Raw genomic sequence first — 19,984 nt, 5'->3', positions numbered from 1 at the left:
TCGATCAGTTGTCCTGGCCGAAGTCCAGCACGTTGTCGACGGCGGAGTCGGCCTCGGGGGCCTCGTCCGCGCCACCCAGTCCGCCACCGAGCGTGTCGGTCAGACCGCCGGTGAGTCCGTCGGTCACACCGGACACCGTGCCGGTGAGGCCGTCGGAGACGTCGCCCGCCGCGGCGGCCGGGCCGTCGAACGCACTCTCGGCGTCGACGTCCTGCCACGAGGTGGCCTCGCCGGCGATGTCTCCGCCGAGTCCACCGTCCGTCGTGACAGCTCCCAGTGCGTCTCCGGTGACGTCGGCGACGGCACCGAGGCCGAGGCCGTCGGACGCTCCGGCGACACCGCCCAGAACGGCGTCGGTCGAGTTCTGGAACTGGCCGACCGCGTCGGCGGTGGCGTCGACGCCGCCCTCGAGTGCGCCGGTGAACTCGGAGGTGTTGTCCAGTCCGCCGGTGAACTCACCGTCGGGCGAGATCTCGAAGCCACCGAAGACTCCGCCGGTGCCCTCTGCCATGCCGGTCAGGCCGCCGGAGAGCTCGGATCCGAGCTGAGCGCCGCCCTGTGCGACGTTCGACAGGCCCAGTCCCAGCCCGGTGGCCAGGCCACCGCCCAAGTTGGCGACAGCACCCGCGACGGCGTCGGGGTCGGTGACCGCTCCGCCGACTCCGGTGAGCGTGCCGTCGAGGCCACCGGCCACGGCACCGGCCGCACCGAGTCCGCCGGTCAGGGTGGTCAGGGCGCTGAGTCCACCCTCGAGGCCGGTGTTCGCGTCGAGCAGTCCGCTGATCGGCAGGCCGTCGGCGGACAGTTCCCCGCCGGCCGCCAGTGCGGTGTCGAAGGCCGCGTCGAGCATCGTGGTCAGGTCACCCGTGGCGCCGAGTGCGGTGCCCAGTCCGGCCACCGGATCGGCTCCGCCGGTCACGTCGAGCAGTGCACCGAGTGCGGTACCCAGCTCGGCTCCCGCGGTGCCGCCGACTCCGAACGCGGCACTCAGAGTGGCGGGCAGGTCGCCCAGTGCTGCGGTGTCGAGGCCGCCGGTCAGGCCCAGCGCCGTGTTCAGCGCGGTGCCGAATCCGCCGACCAGGTCGGTGTCGAGGTCGAGGACTCCGCCGACGTTCAGGGCATCACCCAGGGCGGCGGAGACGATGCCGCCCAGGTCGCCGGCCAGCAGACCGTCCGCGTCGAGATCGGCGAGGACGGTTCCGCCCAGGACGGTTCCGAGAGCGCCACCCAGGCCGGCTGCGGCTGCGCCGCCCAGTCCGAGTGCCGCCGCCAGGCCGGTGCCGAGGTCGAGATCCGTGTCGGGCAGGCCGACGCCGGTGACGAGTCCGAGGCCGGTCGACAGGGCGCCACCGAGCAGGCCCGCGAGGTCGGCGTCCAGATCCAGATCGGGTGCTGCGCCGAGCACTGCGGCGAGTGCAGCGTCGACGTCGAGCCCGCCGGCCAGCAGTGCGCCCAGCTGAGCCTGCAGGTCGGCCGTCAACGAACCACCCAGAGCGGCACCGAGGGTGGCACCGATGGTCGCAGCGACGTCGCCGCCTGCGGCGAGTGCGCCACCCAGAGCTGCGCCGACGGTGCCGGCGATGTCGGCGGCGAGGAGTCCGTCGAGGTCGAGCGCGCCGCCCAGACCGAGGGCCGTGTTGAGCGCTCCGGCCAGAGTTGCTGCACCCTCACCGGTGATGCCGAGTGCGCCGGCGATGGCGGCACCGAGATCGGCGCCCGCCGTCAGATCGGTGACTCCGGAGAGGACACCGCCGAGGGCGAGACCCAGGTTGCCGGCAGCCTCGCCGCCGAGTCCCAGGGCCACACCGAGTGCGGTGGACAGCTGAGCTGCGATGTCGCCGCCCAGCAGAGCCTGCAGGTCACCGGTGAGCAGTCCGCCGGCGCCGAGAACGGCGCCGAGTGAACCGGCGAGCCCGCCCACGATATCGAGATCGAGCAGACCACCGAGGTCCGCCACACCGCCCAGGTCGACGAGGCCACCGAGGCCGAGGGCGCCGCCGAGAACTGTCGTCAAAGCGGCGTCGAGGTCGATTCCGCCGCCGAGCAGCCCGGCCAACTGTGCGCCGAGGTCACCCGAGAGGACGGTTCCGAAGACGCCGCCCAGGGCAGCGCCGACGTTGGCGGCCAGCGGGCCACCGGCCGAGAGTGCGGCGCTGAGCGCTGCTCCGAGAGTGGCGGCGACATCGGCGTCGGCACCGAGGATCGCGGTCAGGTCGAGGCCTCCGGCTGCTCCGAGCAGTGCGTCGAGAGCACCGGACAGAGTCGCTGCCGCGCCGCCGCTGACACCGAGTGCTGCGGCGAGGACGGCACCGAGGTCGGCGCCCGCGGACAGGTCGGTGACAGCTCCGACGAGCCCACCGAGGGCCAGTCCGAGGTTGCCGCCCAGCTCCCCGCCGAGGCCCAGGGCCCCGGCGAGCGCGGTGGACAGCACGGCCGTCAGGTCGCCGCCGAGGAGAGCGGTGAGGTCGACGTCCGCGAGACCGCCGACGCCCAGAGCGGCAGCGAGGGTGGTTCCGAGCGTGCCGACCAGGCCGGCGGCGACGTCGGCACCGATGCCGAACACACCGTCGAGATCGAGCGCACCGCCCAGGACTGCCGTCAGTGCGGCGCCGAGGTCTGCGCCTCCTGCCAGCAGGCCGGTCAGCTGTGCACCGAGATCGGCGCCCAGCACCGCGGCCAGGGTGGTTCCGAGAGTGGCGCCGAGTCCGGCGGCAAGTTCTCCGCCGAGTCCGAGTGCCGCGGACAGTGCAGCCGTGACGTCCGCGCCGCCTGCGACACCGAGTACGGCGTCCAGGGCAGCAGCGAGCTGAGCGGTGATTCCGCCGGTCAGGTCACCGTCGAGGCCGAGTGCGGCCGTGAGGGCTGCGGCCAGGTCGGCGCCGAGGACACCGTTCAGGTCGAGACCGCCGGTGATGGTGCCGAGGACGCCGCCGAGGGCGAGACCGAGGTTCGCGGCCACGTCGCCGCCTGCTGCGAGGGCGGTGGCGAGCGCCGCGGACAGCTGTGAGGCGAGGCCGCCGGTCAGCAGACCCGCGAGGTCGGCGTCGAGGAGTCCGCCGGCTCCGAGGACGGCGGCGAGCGAGGTTCCCAGCGTGGCGACGAGGTCGGCTCCGAGGCCGACGACTCCGTCGAGTCCGAGGACGCCGGTCAGGTCGAGTGCACCGCCGAGGATGGTGGTCAGGCCGGCACCGAGGTCCAGGCCACCGGCGAGCAGGCCGACGAGCTGTGCGCCCAGGTTTGCTCCGACTGCTCCGCCGGCTGCCAGGACGCCGCCCAGGACCGCACCGAGGGTGGCGCCGAGGTTGGCGGCGACTGCTCCGCCGGCTGCGAGTGCGCCGGACAGTGCGGCGCCGAGGGTCGCGGCCAGGTTCGCGCCACCGAGGATGTCGAGCTCGCCGAGCAGATCCAGATCGCCCGCCAGTCCGAGGACGCCCTGGAGTGCAGCGCCGAGCTGTGCGGTCAGGCCGGCGGCGAGTCCGCCCGTGAGACCGGCGCCGACACCGAGTGCACCGGTGAGCGCAGCGGCGAGAGTGGCTCCGAGGCCGGCGACGGCGTCGATGTCCAGGCCGCCCGCGACGTCGACGAGTCCGGCGAGCACGCCGCCGAGGGCGAGGCCGAGGTCACCGGCGAGGTCGCCGCCTGCTGCGATCGCTCCGGACAGTGCCGCGGCGAGCTGGGCGCCGAGGCCTGCGCCCAGGAGTGCGGTCAGATCGGCGCCGAGCAGGCCGCCCGCGCCGAGGAGTGCTTCGAGTGATCCACCGAGGGTGGCGAGGACGCCGGCGCCGAGGCCCAGCGCGCCGTCCACATCCAGCAGAGCGGCGACGTCGAGCAGGCCGCCGAGGCCGAGTGCGCCGTCGAAGATGGTGGCCAGAGCGGCGCCGAGGTCGATCTCTCCTGCGAGCAGACCGATGAGCTGTGCGCCGAGATCGGCTCCCAGCACTCCACCGAGCACAGCGCCGAAGGCTGCGCCGAGGGTGCCCGCGACGGTGCCGCCGGCGACGAGAACGCCGCTGAGGGCGGCGGACAGGGTTGCTCCGAGAGCTGCTGCGATGTCCGCGTTGCCCGCGAGGAGCGCGGCGAGGTCCAGGTCACCGGCCAGTGCGAGAACTCCGTCGAGTGCAGCGCCGAGCTGAGCGCCGAGGCCCGCTCCGAGGCCGAGGGCTCCCGCGAGAGAGGCACCGAGGGTTCCGCCGACGCCGAGCAGGGCGTCGAGATCGAGGGCGCCGGTCGCGCCGGTGACAGCTCCGAGGAGCAGTCCGAGGGATGCACCGAACTCACCGGCGATGTCGCCGCCGGCTGCGAGAGCGGCACCGAGCGCTGCGGAGAGTTCGCCGGTCAACGTGCCCGCCAGAGCGGCGACGACGCTGGTGTCCAGCAGAGCGGTGAGGGTCGCACCGAGGCCGCCGGCCACGTCGACGACGGCGCCGAGAGCGCCGCTGAGTGCTGCCGTGACGTCGGCGGTCGCGCCGAGTGCGCCGGTCAGAACCGTGCTGATCGAGCCTGCGACACCGAGTCCTGCGGTGAGGGCTGCGGCGAGGTCGGCACCGATGGAACCACCCGTGGTGATGGCGGCACCGAGAACGCCGCCCAGTGTCGCGCCGACGTTGGCGCCGAGAACGCCGCCGACAGCGAGTGCGTTGGAGAGAACGCCGGACAGTCCGACGACGGCGTCGAGATCGAGGCCGCCGGCGACACCGAGCACGGCGTCGAGCGCTGCGGCGAGCTGTGCACCGACACCGGCGCTCAGGCCCAGCGCCGCGGTGAGGGCACCGGCGATGGTGGCACCGAGCTCGACGATGGCGTCGAGGTCGAGGACGCCGCCGAGTGCGAGGACTGCGTCGAGTGCCGCACCCAGTGCCGCGCCGAACTCTGCTGCGAGGTCGCCGCCGATCGACAGGCCGTTGGCCAGGACGAGCGCGAGGACGGTGGTGAACTGGCCTGCGATGTCGAGATCGCCCAGGTCGATGAGGCTCAGGTCGAGTCCGCCGAGCAGATCGATGTCGCCGATGCCGCCGAGGTCGAGGGAAGCGAGGTTCAGACCGCTGAGATCGAGCGAGGCCAGGTTCAGGCCGCTCAGGTCCAGATCACCGAGGTTCAGGTTGCCGATGTTGCCGATGCTCCCGATGGCCAGTCCGCCACCGATCAGGGTCGGGCTGAAGTTGAAGCCACCGACGTTGAACCCACCGAATGTGTTGCCACCGAAGTTGTTGTTGCTGAAATTGCCGTTGTTGTTGTTGTTCCCGACGTTGTCGACGCCGCCGAACGTGACGTTGTTGCCGCCGAAGGTCGCGTTGTTCCCGCCGAACACGGTGCTGTTGTTCACGCCGCCCACGGTGACGGTGCTGTAGTTGTTGCCGGCGTTCACGATGGAGGCCAGGCGCGATCCACCCGCGAACAGTCCGGACTCGGCGACCATCGGTGCGACGGCGACGATGTCGGAGTGGCACACGTCCGGCAGGCCGGCAGCGTTCAGGGATGCCTGCGGGTTGGCGCAGTAGGCAGCGGCGGCTTTGTCGTCGCGGAGAAGGCTGAGGATGAAGTCGAGAACGGCGTTGGTGGCCATCGTGAATCTCCTGTGTGTTCGGGGTTAGCTGGTGAGCCGGCGATCAAGCCGACGGGTGCGGCTCGTTGTCACCAAAACTAGGGCGATCCGTGACTTCTCCCAACGGGGCAGAGCCCCCTTCCTCCACCCCGGGGTTCGCACCCGGACATTTCGGGGGAACTAGGGGGCATAGGGGATCGTCCCGCTCTAGAGTTGTGAGGAGTAACGAATCGGCCCCTCGCGACGACGTCATGCGTGGACGGCACTCTCGCACCCGGGAGAATGCGGTCCGACACACCGGTAGAAGCAGTGGAAACGGAGTCGGCGTCATGGCTGCAGGTCTGGGAATCGAAGTCGGGTCGAGTAGTTCGACCGCCGTGGCCGTCGACGGGCCGGGACGGCTGGACGACGCGATCACCGTCGTGCGATCGACCGCACTGTCCGTCGCGCCCGACCGTGCACCCGCGCTCGCCGCCCCGGGAACGGTCGACAGTTCGCTTCTCACCGGATACGCCGGACGCGTCGGCGATCCGGTCGCGTTGGTGACCGACGACGGCCGCAGTTACACCGGCGACGAGCTGTACGCGACGACGCTCGAATGCCTCGTGGACGAGGCCCGCGCTGCGGGTGCGGCAGAGAACTCCGCCATTGTCGTCACCTATCCGACGGCGTGGCCCGAGTACACGGTCGACCGTCTGCGCAACGCCGCCGCGCGCCACGGACTGACCGACGTCACCTTCGTTCCCGACGCCCTCGCAGCCACGGCCTGGATGCAGCAGACCTCCGACGCCGTCGACGACGGCATCGTCCTGGTCGCGGACCTGGGCGGCAGTGCCCTCACCGTGTCGGTCGTCCGCACCGGTGCCGAATCGGCGATCCTCGGACGCGGCGCACGCACCGAGGACGTCAGCGGCGCCCACATCGACCAGATCGTGCTGGCGCACGTCCTCGACAACATCGACTCCTCGTCGATGGACCCCTTCGACCCCGCCACGGTCGATGCACTCACCGCGTTGCGGGCGCAGTGCGCGATCGCCAAGGAAGCGTTGTCCTCCGACACCGAGACCGTGGTCCCGGTTCACCTGCCCGGCATCGACACCGACGTCCGGCTGGTCCGCTCCGAGATCGAGGAACTGCTGCGCGAGACGTTCGACGACGTCACCCGCGTGGTCGGTGATGCGCTGCGCACGGCGGGTGTCGATCCCGAGTCGGTGGACCGCGTCCTGCTCGTCGGCGGCGGTGCCGCCATCCCGATGCTGACCGAGACCGTCTCCTCCGCACTGCGCAAGCCCGTCACCGTCGGGGCGAACCCGTCGGCGACGTCCGCGTCCGGTGCGGCTCTGCTCGCCGCCGAGGTCGCCTCGACATCCGCCGAACTGGACCGGGTGGGAGCGGGCGCCGCTGTCGTCGGCGCCGCAGCACTGGACGACGACGATGACACCGAGCTCATCCCGCCGGTCACCGAGCGCCCCGCGTCGGCACGGACCAGCACGCCGGCACCCGTGTCCCGCACGTCGTCGCACGCCAAGGCGGGCCCGTCCCGTGGCAAGCGCATGGCCGTCATCGGCGGTGTCGCCGCGGCGATCGCTCTTCTTGCGGCGGGCGGTCTCGCCGCCGGCACCGGACTGGTCGGGGGCTCGTCCGAGGACACCACCCCGGCCGGGACCAGCGCCGTGCAGCCTGCCGCCTCCGACGGCTCGGTAGCCCCGACGACCACCGCGGTCGCGGGCGTCGATCCGGTCACCGGTCGCCCGCTCACCACCGGTGCGGCCGGAGCCTCCACGACCGGTGCCGCCGCCGTTCCCGGTGCTCCCGGCGCGGCGTCCCCCACTGCCGGAGCCCCTGCACCCGGAGCAGCCACCGTCCCCGGTGCCGCTCCGAATGCGAACGTTCCGAGCGTTCCGAACGCCCAGGTGCCGAGTGTGCAGGCGCCGTCCGTGCCCGCCTACACGCCTCCCGCGTACACCCCACCGGCCTACACGCCGCCTCCTCTCCCCGCGAATCCGCTGCCGGGCGTCGTCGGTGGAGTCACCGACGGCCTCGGTAACGTCGTCGGCGGTCTCGGGAACACGGCCGGCGGCGTCGTCGGAGGTGTCGGGAACGGACTCGGCGGGGCTCTCGGCGGACTCACCGGCCAGTGACCTCGCTCGACGAGCGGACTGCCCTGGAGACACTGCTGTCCTCGCGTGATCACACCGCTCTGGCGGTTCTGACTCTCGCGTCGGTAGGGCTGTCACCGGATCCGTACCTCGTCGCGGATGTCGCCTCCACCCCGCTTCCCGACGCGTCCGCCGCGGTCGAACGAGCATGGGGCTGCGGCATTTTGAGCGAGACCGGCGTCCTGTCGGACTCCTCTCGTGAGGCCTTGCGTGCCGTGATGGGCGAGCACGGCATGTTCGGTGTGCTGCGTCGATTGATTCGCGTCCAAGTCGAGCAGGGCGGCCCGACGGCGGAGCTGGCGGTGGCCGTCGCCGCGGCCGGTATCCGCGATCCACTGCTGGCGGAGCATCTGGTCTCGGCTGCGTCGACGGCGGATCATGCCGCGGCGCGCGCACTCTGGGATGCAGCCGTCTCGGCCGGCGCACAGGGCGACGCCGTGGCCGTCGCATCGGCCGAGGCGTGCGTCGCCGACGGAGACCTCGATGCCGCCGCGCTCGCCGTGGATTCGGTGTTGAGTTCGGAGACGGCGTCGGCGCGCGATCTGCGCGCCGCGGTGAGGATCGCGGCGACCGTCGCGATGATGCGCGGCACCGCCTCTCACGCCGCGGACCTCTACCGGTGGCTCGGCCCCGAACGCGTCGGGCCGGACGCGTCCCACGCCGTCACCTCGCTTCTCGCCGTCGGTGACGTGTCCTGCGCCGTCGCCCTGTCGGCCGGCACGAGGCCCACCGCGGTGAGTTCTGCCCCGCCGACCACCGCAAATGCCCGGTCGGGTCTCGTCGCCCGCGGACTGTTGGATTCGGTGCGCGACTCGTCCACCGCCGCCATGGGGTCGTTGCTCCGGGCGTCGTCGATGTCGGACACGGCCATGGGCTCACGCGCCGAGCCGGAGCACCCGTCGGCGATCGCTGCACTGCTCGCCTTGCACACGGGCGATCCGGGCACCGCGAGAGCTGTTCTGTCCGAGATGATCTCCGCGTGCGGGGAGTCGACACGCAGCCGGCTACTGATGGCGTGGACGGCCCTGGCGTCGGGCGATACCGCCACGGACCACACGAGCGATCTGGATCCGGCCTACCTGTCCCAGCGAGATGCCCTGTCCTACTACGCTCTTCGTGTCGCGACGGCACGCCGCCGCGGCGATACGGGCGCGCTGATGACGGCATGGCAGGACGCGCGACGTACCGTCGCCGAAGCGGAACCCGACCTGTTCTCGTTGATTCCGCTCGGCGAACTGTGGCTTGCTGCAGTGCGTCTGGGGGACACAGATCGCATCTCCCATTCCGTCGCGTCGGCCACCGCACTCGTTGCATCGCTCGGGGAGCCGCCGACGTGGGCGGCGACCTGGCACTGGTACGGCATCCAGGCCGCCATTCTCGGCGGCACCCCGGCCGACCTGCTCCCCCACGCCCGCTCCCTCGGGTCGTTCTCCGACCGCAGTCCCTACGCCGCGGCGCTGGCGGCGGCGGGCAAGGCGTGGCTCCGCGTCCTGCAGGGCGAGCCGGACATGACCGAAGTCGAATCGTGTGCGCGGACCATCGCCAAGTTCGGACACTCCTGGGATGCCGCACGCCTGGCCAGCGATGCCGCCCTCCGCGTCGCGGACACCAAGGACGCGACCTCGCTGCTCCAGATCGCCCGTGACATGGGCAGCACGGCGGCCGCGTCCGAGCCTGCCGATCAGGGCGCAACCGTGGCGGGCGCGCTGACCGACCGCGAGGCGGAGGTCGCGCATCACCTCGTCCTGGGACTGACGTACCGGGAGATCGGCGCGCAGATGTACATTTCGGCCAAGACGGTCGAACACCACGTCGCGCGCATCCGGCGGCGCCTGGGTGCGCAGTCACGTTCACAGATGTTGTCGATGCTCCGTGCAGCCGGATACGCGGAGAGCAAGGAACGCCAGGACCGATCATGAGTACCGAGAACCGGCCGCAGTCGGACCGATCCGTCGGTCTGCACGTGACCGATCTGCATTCCACCGCTGTCGTCGTCGCGATCGGCTCGGGAGAACTGGTGCGGGTTCCGGTCGTCCACGACACCGTCCTGTACCTGCGCCCCGACGGCACGTCGACGCTGCGTCGGCCGGAGACCATGAGCACCGATATCGACGTCGTCGACAGGTTCGTCACCCATGTCGGCGATCCGGCCGGCGTCGTCTCGGCCCGCGGCGTACCGATGCGTGCCGAGGATCTGATGGCCACCGCGATGTTCCTGCTGCTCACGGAAGTGTCCGACGCCGGTGAGGACGTCACCGGCATCACCGCCGGCGCCACCCACCCCCGCGACTGGTCCTCGGACCGTATCGACGCGCTGCGGGAATCTCTCGACTTCCTCGGATTGCAGCAGGTGTCGCTGCACCCCGAGTCGACCAGCGCATCCGCGACGCTCGGACATGCCGACTCCCGCCTCGCCTCCGCCGTCGTGGCCGCGCGTGCTGCGACAGGGGCGCCGGCCGCGCCGACGGACGCCGGTGTGCCCGTCCGGAAAGATCGACGACTGGCCTTCGCGATCGCCGGCATGGGCATCCTGGCTGCGATCCTCGTCCTGGCAGCGGGTGTGACGTATCTGATGTCGGGTCGCACGACCACGACGGCGGTGCCCGTCGTGGAAAACGCCACCACGACGCAGACCACCACGACGACGCGGGCGGCCCCGTCGTCGAGCATCGGATTCCCGACGGTGGTGCCGGGTGCACCGGCGCCCGCCGTACCCACCCGCGCCCCCGCCGTGGTGCCGCGGACGACCGCCGCGGCGCCTCCCCCACCTGCGCCGCCGGCCCCCGCACCTGCCCCTGCGCCCGAACCGGCACCGGTCACCACCGAGCCCACCGTGACCGAGGAACTCCCCACCACGACCCCCGACGCGACGCCCTCCGCGACGGCGTCGAGCGCCAGCTCCTCTCCCCTGCCTCCTCCCTCGTAGACGACGGTTCGTCGGCGACCAAGCGTCACGGACGGTACGGTTGGGCTACCGGGGCGCTCGTGATCGAGTCGTTGCACCATGCCCGGTGGAGGTCGAGAGGGGGCGGAACCGTGACCGAACGAGCGCGCGGCACCGACTCGTCGCCGACCATTCACCTGGCCATGGCTGTCGGGGACTCCGCCACGGCAGTCGCTGTCGACATCGACGGTGGGGTCGAACTCTTCGAGTGCCCGACCTCCGTGATCCTGACCGACGACGGCCGCGTCGAACTCGCGCAGGCACCTGCGGGTATCCGCGGGTTCGTGTCGCAGATCGGCAATCCGTACGGAATCAGGCTTCACGACGGCCGCGTGGTCCGGGCCGAGGATCTCGTCGCCGGCTTCGCCCACACGCTGATGCGCACGATGTCCGAGCTGTACTCGCTGCCGGCCGACGCGCGGTGCACCGTCGCCTACCCGAGTGTCCTGCCCACCGAGGCAGTCGAGGCCCTGCGGGACGCACTCGACTACGTCGGACTGTCACAGTGCGTGCTGTCTGCGGCGACCGACGACGATGTCGCCGTGGCTGCGCGCGCCCTGTCGCCCGACGCATCCGCGGCATCGACGTCGCGCACGTCGGACAAGGCTTTCGCCGCGATGGTGGCCGATTCCGCATCCACCCGTCGCCGACGCGTCCGTGCGGGGACGCCGACCCGAGCGGGTATCGCCGTCGCGGCCGTCGCACTCGTCGTCCTCGCTGTCGGTGGCGCCGTGGGCAGCGTCGACAGGCAGTCGAATACCGTCGAGCCGCTCAACTCCCAGCAGGCCATCACCCCCGCAGCACCCGTCGTGACGTCGACCCTCGAACCGACCACCACGGACGCTCCCGCACCGGTGCAGGACGCGCCGCCGGTGGAGCCGGAACCGGTGTACGTCGACACGCCCGACCCCGTCGAACAGCCCGTCGCACCTCCCGTCGTGGAGACCACCGTTCCCGATCAGGGCTTGTTCTCCGATCGCTTCCCGTTCGGCGCTCCCGACATCGACTTCCCCGACTTCCCGACGCTGCCGCAGGTCACCGTTCCGACAGCGCCGACCGCCACCACCACGGCGCCCGGCACCACCGCCGATACGAGCACCACCACCTCGGTCGTCGTCCCGTCGGTAGCGGCGCCCCGAGTGATTCCGTTCCTCCCTGTGAGCCGTCCCTGACCTGACGCCGGGAGCTTCCACTCCGGCGGTCCGTCGGTCGTGATGGCCTATGCTCGGTCGCTGGCGCGGCCACGGCCGGCGCCCCTTTTCCAGACGTTCATAACGACCATCGACTGCGCGCAGGACCATGCGCGTCGTCGCCCGGAAGGATTTTCTTGCGTATCTCGGCGGCCATCGGAGCCACGGGCATGATTCACCCCACGTCGGGCAGGATTCGGGTGGCGGCCGTGCTGGGCGCCACGCTGATCGGTCTCGGAGCGGGCACGGCCACCGCCGGCGCAGCGCCCGCACAGGCTCAGCTTCCTGCGGACGCGTTGCCCACCGAGCTTGTCGACGCGGTGCAGCGAGACCTCGGGATGTCACCGCAGGAATACCTCGACCGCGCGTCCGATGCGCAGCGGCTCCGCTCGTACGCCGACGACTTCCGCAAGCAGCGCCCCTACGACTACGCCGGCGCGTGGATGGGTGACGACGGCGTTCCGGTCGTCGCTGTCACGACCACCGAGGCAGCCAGTCAGGTGGCGCAGGACGGCTACCGCAGCCGCCAGTCCCCCGTGTCGGCGGACAACCTCGAACGCTCGCTCGACGAGTTCGGTCGGTGGGTGTCGGCTCTGCCTCGGGAAGTCTCGTCCCAGGTCAATTCCGCGGCCGTCGACGTCCTCGGTGGTCGCATCGTCGTCGACATCGCGAACAGTCCGATCGGCCGAGCCCTGAACTTGCCGACGGCCATCGCGAACCTCCAGGTCGTGCTGTCCCCTCCCGCACTGGCCCCCACCCCGCCGCCCGCCGTCACCGGCGGCGACGACTACGTCACCGCAGCCGGTGACATCACGACGGCGCCGCTCGAGAACATCGAGATCTGCTCGTTCGGCTTCAGCGCCACCGACGGCGCGGGAAACCCGGTCAATCTCTCTGCCGGACACTGCGACCCGGGCAACTCGGCCTCCGTCTACCTGCCCGATCGCGGCGACATCCGAGCGAGCACCCCGGTAGGGAAGTTCGCGCAGTCCAGCGTGGGCGCAGGCGACGGCCTCGACTACTCGGTGATCGCACTGGACGACGCCGGCGTGGCCGCAGGACTGAGCGAACCCACCGTCCGCGGCGCCAACGGCACCGCCCTGACGATCACTGGAACGGCCTCACCCGTCGTCGGTGCACCCGTCTGCAAGTCCGGCCAGGCAAGCTCCTTCACCTGCGGGCTGGTCGCTGCCGATCGCGTCGAAACGCAGTTGTTCCTGGGTGACGGAGAGAGCCGGACCATCCGCGGATTCGCCAGCACTGCATGCACACTCGCGGGCGACAGCGGCGGCGCGATCGTCACCGGCACGCTCGCCCTGGGCATCACCAGCGGCTCCAACAGCGGCGGCGCACCCAGCTGCGGCGAGGCCAACCTCGCACTCGCTCAGTACGGCGGAACTGCCAGCCTGGGCATTCCGATCGACGCTGTCGCAGCGGCCACGGGAACTACCGTCCGAACGTCGTGACGAAGCACAACGTTCGGTCTCGTTGATGCGGTAATGTCACCGACCGAGGCGAGGCGCCTCCGCGCAGAGTCCGTGCGCGTCGGACCCACAGGAGGCCAGCCGTGGACCTGCTTCAACTCGCTCTCACCGTCTTCGGATACATCGTCAAGATCGCTCTGAACGCGAACGCACTCAGCTGACATCTCAGCAGCGGCCCCATCGTCACCGACGGTGGGGCCGTTGCTGTGTCACCGTGAAGGCCACGGCCGCATCACGTTTCGGATTCTGTCGCAGAAAGCACTCCAGTCACAGTGGTACCGTGGTAGTACGCAGTCGCTCCGTCGATGTCGACGTGACGCACCGACTGTCGTTCCGACCCACGTCCCGAGAAGGTGTTCTGCTGTGCTGCGCTGTGTTCGATACCCCCTGATCGTCGGCTTCGCGCCGATGGAGGTGTCACTGTGACCGACTTCGCCGATTCCTCTGTCCCCTACGACAACCGGGCCGGTGCGGCCGTCTACACCCCGGCCGACACCACGACCGCCCGCATACTCGACGCCCGCCTCGCCGATGCGTCCGTCCTACTGGGCGCGCTGTCGGTGGTGACGTTCTGGAGCTTCGGTGTCGGTATCCTTCTGGGCCTCGGCGCCGTCGTTGCCGGCGGGCTGGCCACGCGCGTTCCCGACGCCGACCGGTCCGACACGATCATCGGAATCCTCACCGGTGCAGTGGGAATCGCGGTGGGCGCACTCTTCCTCGCCGCGACCTAGGAAAAGTCCGAACACGACGAAGGCCGCCACCCAGCAGGGTGGCGGCCTTCGGTGTCTGGAGAGATTACTCGGCGAACTTGGAGGTTCCCGGAGCAGCGTTGTACGTGTTGAGCAGATCGATTCCGGCGACGACGAGAGTCGGGCCACCGGCAGCGATGGTTCCGATGACTCCACCGATTCCGGCGCCGGTAACGGCGCCCGTCAGGCAGGTCGGGAGAACGACAGGTCCGCCACCGAGGATGCAACCGACGCCTGCACCGATGATGGTGCCGGTCAGTCCACCGATGGAGGTTGCGAGGCCGAGCTGAGAGTTGAAGGACTGCTCGGCCGCGGTGTTCTCGGCGGGCGATGCAGCGTTCTGCTCGAGCGCGGCAGGCGTGAGGCCCATCGGTGCTGCGAGGTTCGGGATGAGGGTGACGGTGCGGCCCTCGTCGGTGTACTCGACACCGTAGGGGAACTCGATGCCGTTGAGGTTGAACGACAGCGGCAGGCTGACGACCTGGTTGCCCTCGTTGTCCTCGAGCACGACGGACTTGCCGTCATCAGATGCGCGGAACAGACCGGCGTCGACAGTGGTGACGACCTTGCCGCCTTCGACGCGCGATGCCCAGTTCACCTCGCTGTTCTGCTCGGTGGTGGGCACAGCGGGAGTGGTGGTGGTCGGCTGCGCGTACGCAGTGCCGGTCCAGACGCCCAAGGAGGCGATCGCGATCGCAGAGGTAGCGACGAGTCGACGCAGATTCATCTAGTTGTTCCGTTCGTTCAGGTTCAAGGCTTCGGACCCCGACCGGTGAACTGTAACCGTTGTGGGCGACAGAACCGAATCATGGGTTCGTTTCCGGTACGAGTCAGGATTTGCCCGTGTGAACTGCCACGACGTGGACGACGCACGGACGGTGGCGCGGGTGAAGAGTAACAAAACAGACGCCCCGGCAGTGCTTCTTGACGGGCGTCGAGAAGTTACCGACAAGGCAAGTTAGGAATACCTGTGCGGCAGGCGTGTCGCTGTGCCGTAATACGGTAGGGCGCATCGCGTGGATCGGACCGACCAGCCCTCGGTCCGACCTGCGGAGATGCCACTTCCGGTGCTAAGTTACCGGCAAGTAGTGACCCACCGGTTACCGGCTGGTAACTTAGTGGTCGACAGATGTATCGGGCTGACCATCGGACTGCCCACGGGCCGGCCGGAAGCACACGGCGACGGACGTAGCTCTGTCGCCCGAGAAAGGCAACGTCATGAATGCCCTGACGATCACCCTCGGCGCCGTCGGTGCCCTGCTCAGCATCGTGTGTTGGGCCTACTTCTTCCGCGGTGCCGCGCTGATGGTGCGATCCATCGCGTTGGGTCAGCCGGACAGAACGCGCCTGCGTCCGTTCATCCCGCGGTTCAAGCAGATGTGCGTCGAGTTCGCCGCGCACACCCGCATGAACAAGTTCCGCAGCGTCGGCTGGGCTCACTGGCTGGTGATGGTGGGCTTCCTGATCGGTTCGATCCTGTGGTTCGAGGCGTACGGGCAGACCTTCAACCCCGAGTTCCACTGGCCGCTGATCGGCGACCTGGCGATCTACCACCTGATGGACGAGATCCTGGGACTCGGCACGGTGATCGGCATCGTCACGCTGATGATCATCCGCCAGCGCAACCACCCGCGCTCCCCCGAGCGCCTCTCGCGCTTCTCCGGCTCGAACTTCCGCGCCGCGTACTTCGTCGAGTTCGTCGTGCTGCTCGAGGGTCTGGGCATGATCCTGGTCAAGGCCGGCAAGATCGCCACCTACGGACACGCGAACCCGTACACCGACTTCTTCACCATGAACCTGGCGAAGCTGCTTCCCGCCAGCGCGGTCATGGTGTCGATCTTCGCGTTCGTCAAGCTCATGTCGGGCATGGTGTGGCTGCTGATCGTCGGTCGCAACATCACCTGGGGCGTCGCATGGCACCGCTTCAGCGCGTTCTTCAACATCTACTTCAAGCGTGAGGACGACGGCGGAGTAGCCCTCGGCGCAGCCAAGCCGATGATGTCCGGCGGCAAGGTCCTCGAAATGGAGGAAGCCGATCCCGACGTCGACGCGTTCGGTGCCGGCAAGATCGAGGACTTCACCTGGAAGGGCTGGCTGGACTTCACCACCTGCACCGAGTGCGGTCGCTGCCAGTCGCAGTGCCCCGCCTGGAACACCGGCAAGCCGCTCTCCCCCAAGCTCCTCATCACCTCGCTCCGCGATCACGGCAACGCGAAGGCGCCGTACCTCCTCGCCGGTGGCCGCAAGGACATGGCCGGCGACGAGGTCGGTCTGGTCGACGCCGACGGCAAGCCCGACGAGGCCAAGCTCGCCAAGATCCCACAGGCTGCCCGCGACGAGGCCGAGCGCAAGCTGGTCGGCGAGACCACGCTGGACGACGGCGGCCTCGGCGGCATCATCGATCCCGAGGTGCTGTGGAGCTGCACCAACTGCGGTGCGTGCGTCGAGCAGTGCCCCGTCGACATCGAGCACGTCGACCACATCCTCGACATGCGTCGCTACCAGGTGCTCATCGAGTCGGAGTTCCCCACCGAGCTCGCCGGGTTGTTCAAGAACCTGGAGAACAAGGGCAACCCGTGGGGCCAGAACGCCAAGGACCGCACCAACTGGATCACCGAGCTCGACTTCGACGTCCCCGTCTTCGGACAGGACGCCGACAGCTTCGAGGACTTCGAGTACCTCTTCTGGGTCGGCTGCGCCGGCGCCTACGAGGACCGCGCGAAGAAGACCACCAAGGCCGTCGCGGAACTCCTCGCCACCGCGGGCGTGAAGTTCATGGTGCTCGGCGCAGAGGAGACCTGCACCGGTGACTCCGCTCGCCGCGCGGGCAACGAGTTCCTGTTCCAGCAACTCGCGATGCAGAACATCGAGACCCTGAACTCCGTGTTCGAGGGCGTCGACGAGAGCCGTCGCAAGATCGTCGTCACGTGTGCGCACTGCTTCAACGCACTGGGCAACGAGTACCCGCAGGTCGGCGGCAAGTACGAGGTGGTCCACCACACCCAGCTGCTGAACCGCCTCGTGCGGGCCAAGAAGCTGGTTCCCGTGGCGTCGGTGCAGGAAGACGTCACCTACCACGACCCGTGCTTCCTCGGACGCCACAACAAGGTCTACGACGCACCGCGTGAGCTCATGGCCGCGTCGGGTTCCACGCTCAAGGAGATGCCCCGCCACGGCGAGCGCTCCATGTGCTGTGGCGCCGGTGGTGCTCGCATGTGGATGGAAGAGAAGATCGGCAAGCGGATCAACATCGACCGCGTCGACGAAGCACTGGACACGCTCAGTGGCAGCGGCACGGCGACGCAGAAGATCGCGACCGGCTGCCCCTTCTGCCGCGTCATGCTCAACGACGGTGTCACCGCTCGTCAGGAGGGCGGCAGCAACGAGAACGTCGAGGTCATCGACGTCTCGCAGATGCTGCTCAGCTCCATCACTCGCCTCGACTCCGCACAGCTCGGCAAGAACATCGCGGTCATCCCCCGCGAGAAGCCGAAGGTCGTGCCCGCGGAAGAGCCCGTCGGCAAGCCCAAGGCCGAGTCCATCGCGACCGAGGACGTCGCTGCCGAGGAAGAGAAGGGCCGCGTCGAGGAGATCGAGACCGCAGCTGCCGGCGGCGATCCCACCGCCCCGGCACCCGGCAAGGGCCTGAAGATGAAGGGCCTCGCCAAGGCACCGGGAGCGAAGGCGCCCGGAGCGAAGGCACCTGCCAAGCCCGTCGAGTCCCCCAACGCAGACGGCGACGACGCAGCAGATGCCTCCAAGCCCAAGGGCCTCGGACTGGCCGGCAAGGCCAAGGCACCCGGCAAGGGCCTCGGTATGGCCGGTGGGGCCAAGGCACCCGGCAAGGGGCTCGGCATGGCCGGCGGCGCCAAGGCACCCGGCAAGCCTGCTGCGCAGTCTGCTCCGGCAGCTGAGGCTCCTGCAGCTGAGGCCCCGGCTTCTGAGGCCCCGGCACAGGCTCCCGCCACTGGTGACACGGCATCGGAGGTCAAGCCGACCGTCAAGGCCAAGGGACTCGCGGTGAAGTCGGGCTTCAAGAAGCCGGGCGCCAAGGCTCCGGGTTCGGCAGCTCCGGCTGCTGCGCCTGCCGCCGAGGCACCGGCAGCTGCTGAGCCCGTCGCCGAAACTCCGGCACCCGCCGCGTCGGAGGCCCCGGCGTCGGAGGCTCCAGCCCAGGCGTCGGAGTCCATGCCGACCGTCAAGGCCAAGGGACTCGCGGTGAAGTCCGGCTTCAAGAAGCCGGGCGCCAAGGCACCGGGTTCGGCAGCACCCGCACCGGCGGCAGCTGAACCGGCCGTCGAGAAGGCACCGGAGCCCGCAGCTCCCGCAGCCGAGTCGAACGGTGCGGCCGAGTCCAACGGTGCGGCCGAGTCGAACGGTGCGGCCGAGTCAAACGGTGCAGCGGAGCCCAAGGACGCCCCGGCCCCGCCCGCCCCTAAGGCCGGCGGACTGGGATTCAAGTCGGGAGCGAAGGCACCGGGCAAGAAGTCCTGACCGAACACCCCCTGCACCAACCGAGCACCCCCTTCAGCACGCTGGAGGGGGTGCTCGCTTTATGGCAGAGGTGTGCGCACCACCCTGCCGCTGGCCGACGCGTGCGGCGATCACGACATCCCCACCGGACACCCCCTCCATAAACCGCACACTCCCTCCAGCACGCTGCAACAGGTGTTCGCTTCACGGCAGAGGTGTGCACACACTCTGCAGCCGGTCGATGCACGCGGCGACCATGTGCACGTGAACGGACGCCGGCCGATGCGTGCGGCCCCCACCAAACACCCCTTGCATCAACCGCACACCCTCTCCAGCACGCTGCAACAGGTGTTCGCTTCACGTAAGGGGTGTGCGCACCACTCATCCACAGGGGTGCTGGCCATCCACAGCTGCCGCTCGAGCACCGTTCGGCCAGGTCCACGTCGGCAACGATCGACCGATGGCGCGCATAACCTCTCGCTCGGAGGCATTGGCTCAGGGCTACACGGATTCCGAACTGCGGCGCATGTGCCGAACCGGAGATCTCACACGTTTGCGACGCGGGGCCTACGCCAGCTCGGACGACATCGCTAACCTCTCAGAACAGGAACGCCACCTCCTCTTGGCCCGCGCGATGCTGACGACAGGCAACCCGGCGCCCGACACAGTGCTGAGCCACGTGTCGGCGGCGATCGCTCACGGTATCGACCTGTGGAACGTGCCGCTCTCCGCAGTTCACATGACACGCAACCGGCGGACAGGTGGTCGTACGGGACTCATGCGCCACGTTCACGCGTCGCCCTATGACGCGGACGAGGTCACCGATGCGGCGGGGTTTCGCTCTACTACCGTGAGCCGCACCATCGCCGATCTAGCCTGTTGCTTGCCGTTCGACGAAGCAGTCTGTGCTGCGGACGATGCAGCACGTCGACTCGGAGTGACGGGTACGCAGGTCGAGGAGATACTCGCTCGACGCCCCACCCGTAGCGGCCATGCGAGAGCCCACCGCGTCGCGCTGTTCATGGACGCCGGGTCCGAGAGTGTCGGCGAGTCACGCAGTCGCGTGCTGCTACGCACTGCAGGTTTCGCGATCTCTACGCAGCGAGTCATTCACTGCGACAACACTTCCTATCGTGTCGATTTCTCGGTGGATGGCACGAACGTGATCGGCGAATTCGACGGCCGCGTGAAGTATGGCCGACTCGTCCCGACCGGCGAGACTCCGGCCGACGTGCTCTGGCGTGAGAAGCTCCGCGAAGATGCACTGCGCGGCGCGGGCTACGAGGTAGTGCGCTGGACGTGGCAGGACTTGGCGACGCCGAACGTCGTCATCGAGCGCATGCAGCGGGCACTCGACCGCAACCACACACCTCCTGCATGAAGCGCACACCCTCTACAGCCTGCAGCGAAGGGTGTGCGCTCACCACAACACGTGTGCACACC

10 protein-coding genes and 1 pseudogene are annotated in these 19,984 nt (G+C 69.6%); 9 read left to right on the top strand and 2 right to left on the bottom strand.

Going from position 1 to position 19,984, the window contains the following annotated elements; translation table 11 throughout:
* Positions 1-4 precede the first annotated feature (4 nt).
* Positions 5-5,563, bottom strand: a complete 5,559-nt coding sequence (locus tag AC0IX4_RS02900; RefSeq protein ID WP_471827963.1) for an IniB N-terminal domain-containing protein — start codon at positions 5,561-5,563, stop codon at positions 5-7.
* 308 nt (positions 5,564-5,871) lie between these two features.
* Between AC0IX4_RS02900 and AC0IX4_RS02895 the strand changes: the two genes are divergently transcribed.
* The 6 genes from AC0IX4_RS02895 (at position 5,872) to AC0IX4_RS02870 (ending at position 14,050) form a co-directional block, all read left to right on the top strand.
* Positions 5,872-7,683, top strand: coding sequence for an Hsp70 family protein (locus tag AC0IX4_RS02895; protein ID WP_471827962.1), 1,812 nt, complete (start codon positions 5,872-5,874; stop codon positions 7,681-7,683).
* Positions 7,680-9,620 (top strand): LuxR C-terminal-related transcriptional regulator, encoded by a 1,941-nt coding sequence (locus AC0IX4_RS02890; protein WP_471827961.1) that lies wholly within the window; start codon positions 7,680-7,682, stop codon positions 9,618-9,620. Before AC0IX4_RS02895 ends, AC0IX4_RS02890 begins: the two co-directional genes overlap by 4 nt.
* Positions 9,617-10,627, top strand: a complete 1,011-nt coding sequence (locus AC0IX4_RS02885) for a hypothetical protein (protein WP_471827960.1) — start codon at positions 9,617-9,619, stop codon at positions 10,625-10,627. The genes AC0IX4_RS02890 and AC0IX4_RS02885 overlap by 4 nt, the downstream gene beginning before the upstream one ends.
* A 110-nt stretch (positions 10,628-10,737) precedes the next feature.
* Positions 10,738-11,817: a hypothetical protein gene (locus tag AC0IX4_RS02880; protein ID WP_471827959.1), complete on the top strand. Its 1,080-nt coding sequence runs from the start codon at positions 10,738-10,740 to the stop codon at positions 11,815-11,817.
* 155 nt (positions 11,818-11,972) lie between these two features.
* Positions 11,973-13,301, top strand: coding sequence for a S1 family peptidase (locus AC0IX4_RS02875; protein WP_471827958.1), 1,329 nt, complete (start codon positions 11,973-11,975; stop codon positions 13,299-13,301).
* A 440-nt stretch (positions 13,302-13,741) separates the two neighbouring features.
* Complete coding sequence (locus AC0IX4_RS02870; RefSeq protein WP_056071343.1) at positions 13,742-14,050, top strand: hypothetical protein; 309 nt, start codon at positions 13,742-13,744, stop codon at positions 14,048-14,050.
* A 64-nt stretch (positions 14,051-14,114) separates the two neighbouring features.
* Here AC0IX4_RS02870 and AC0IX4_RS02865 read toward each other — a convergent pair whose 3' ends face one another.
* Positions 14,115-14,795 carry a DUF8020 domain-containing protein gene (locus AC0IX4_RS02865; protein ID WP_042575859.1) on the bottom strand — a complete coding sequence of 227 codons (681 nt, stop codon included), beginning with the start codon at positions 14,793-14,795 and terminating at the stop codon, positions 14,115-14,117.
* Positions 14,796-15,286: 491 nt separating this feature from the next.
* Between AC0IX4_RS02865 and AC0IX4_RS02860 the strand changes: the two genes are divergently transcribed.
* From AC0IX4_RS02860 to AC0IX4_RS02850, 3 genes and pseudogenes are all read left to right on the top strand, one after another.
* Positions 15,287-18,562, top strand: a complete 3,276-nt coding sequence (locus AC0IX4_RS02860; RefSeq protein ID WP_471827957.1) for a (Fe-S)-binding protein — start codon at positions 15,287-15,289, stop codon at positions 18,560-18,562.
* Between the two features lie 439 nt (positions 18,563-19,001).
* A pseudogene (locus AC0IX4_RS02855) lies at positions 19,002-19,103 on the top strand (hypothetical protein); the annotation flags it as partial.
* Positions 19,104-19,604: 501 nt separating this feature from the next.
* Positions 19,605-19,922, top strand: a complete 318-nt coding sequence (locus tag AC0IX4_RS02850) for a hypothetical protein (protein WP_471828352.1) — start codon at positions 19,605-19,607, stop codon at positions 19,920-19,922.
* Positions 19,923-19,984 lie beyond the last annotated feature (62 nt).

Source organism: Rhodococcus sp. AC861 (assembly GCF_979256035.1).
The sequence above is the reverse complement of the archived record's forward strand: the minus strand, read 5'-3'. Positions and strand labels throughout refer to the sequence as shown.

Excerpts from the sequence above, each read along its gene's own strand:
- AC0IX4_RS02900 (WP_471827963.1), bottom strand. The coding sequence starts at position 5,563 with ATGGCCACCAACGCCGTTCTCGACTTCATCCTCAGCCTTCTCCGCGAC.
- AC0IX4_RS02895 (WP_471827962.1), top strand. The coding sequence starts at position 5,872 with ATGGCTGCAGGTCTGGGAATCGAAGTCGGGTCGAGTAGTTCGACCGCC.
- AC0IX4_RS02860 (WP_471827957.1), top strand. The coding sequence starts at position 15,287 with ATGAATGCCCTGACGATCACCCTCGGCGCCGTCGGTGCCCTGCTCAGC.
- AC0IX4_RS02885 (WP_471827960.1), top strand. The coding sequence starts at position 9,617 with ATGAGTACCGAGAACCGGCCGCAGTCGGACCGATCCGTCGGTCTGCAC.
- AC0IX4_RS02865 (WP_042575859.1), bottom strand. The coding sequence starts at position 14,795 with ATGAATCTGCGTCGACTCGTCGCTACCTCTGCGATCGCGATCGCCTCC.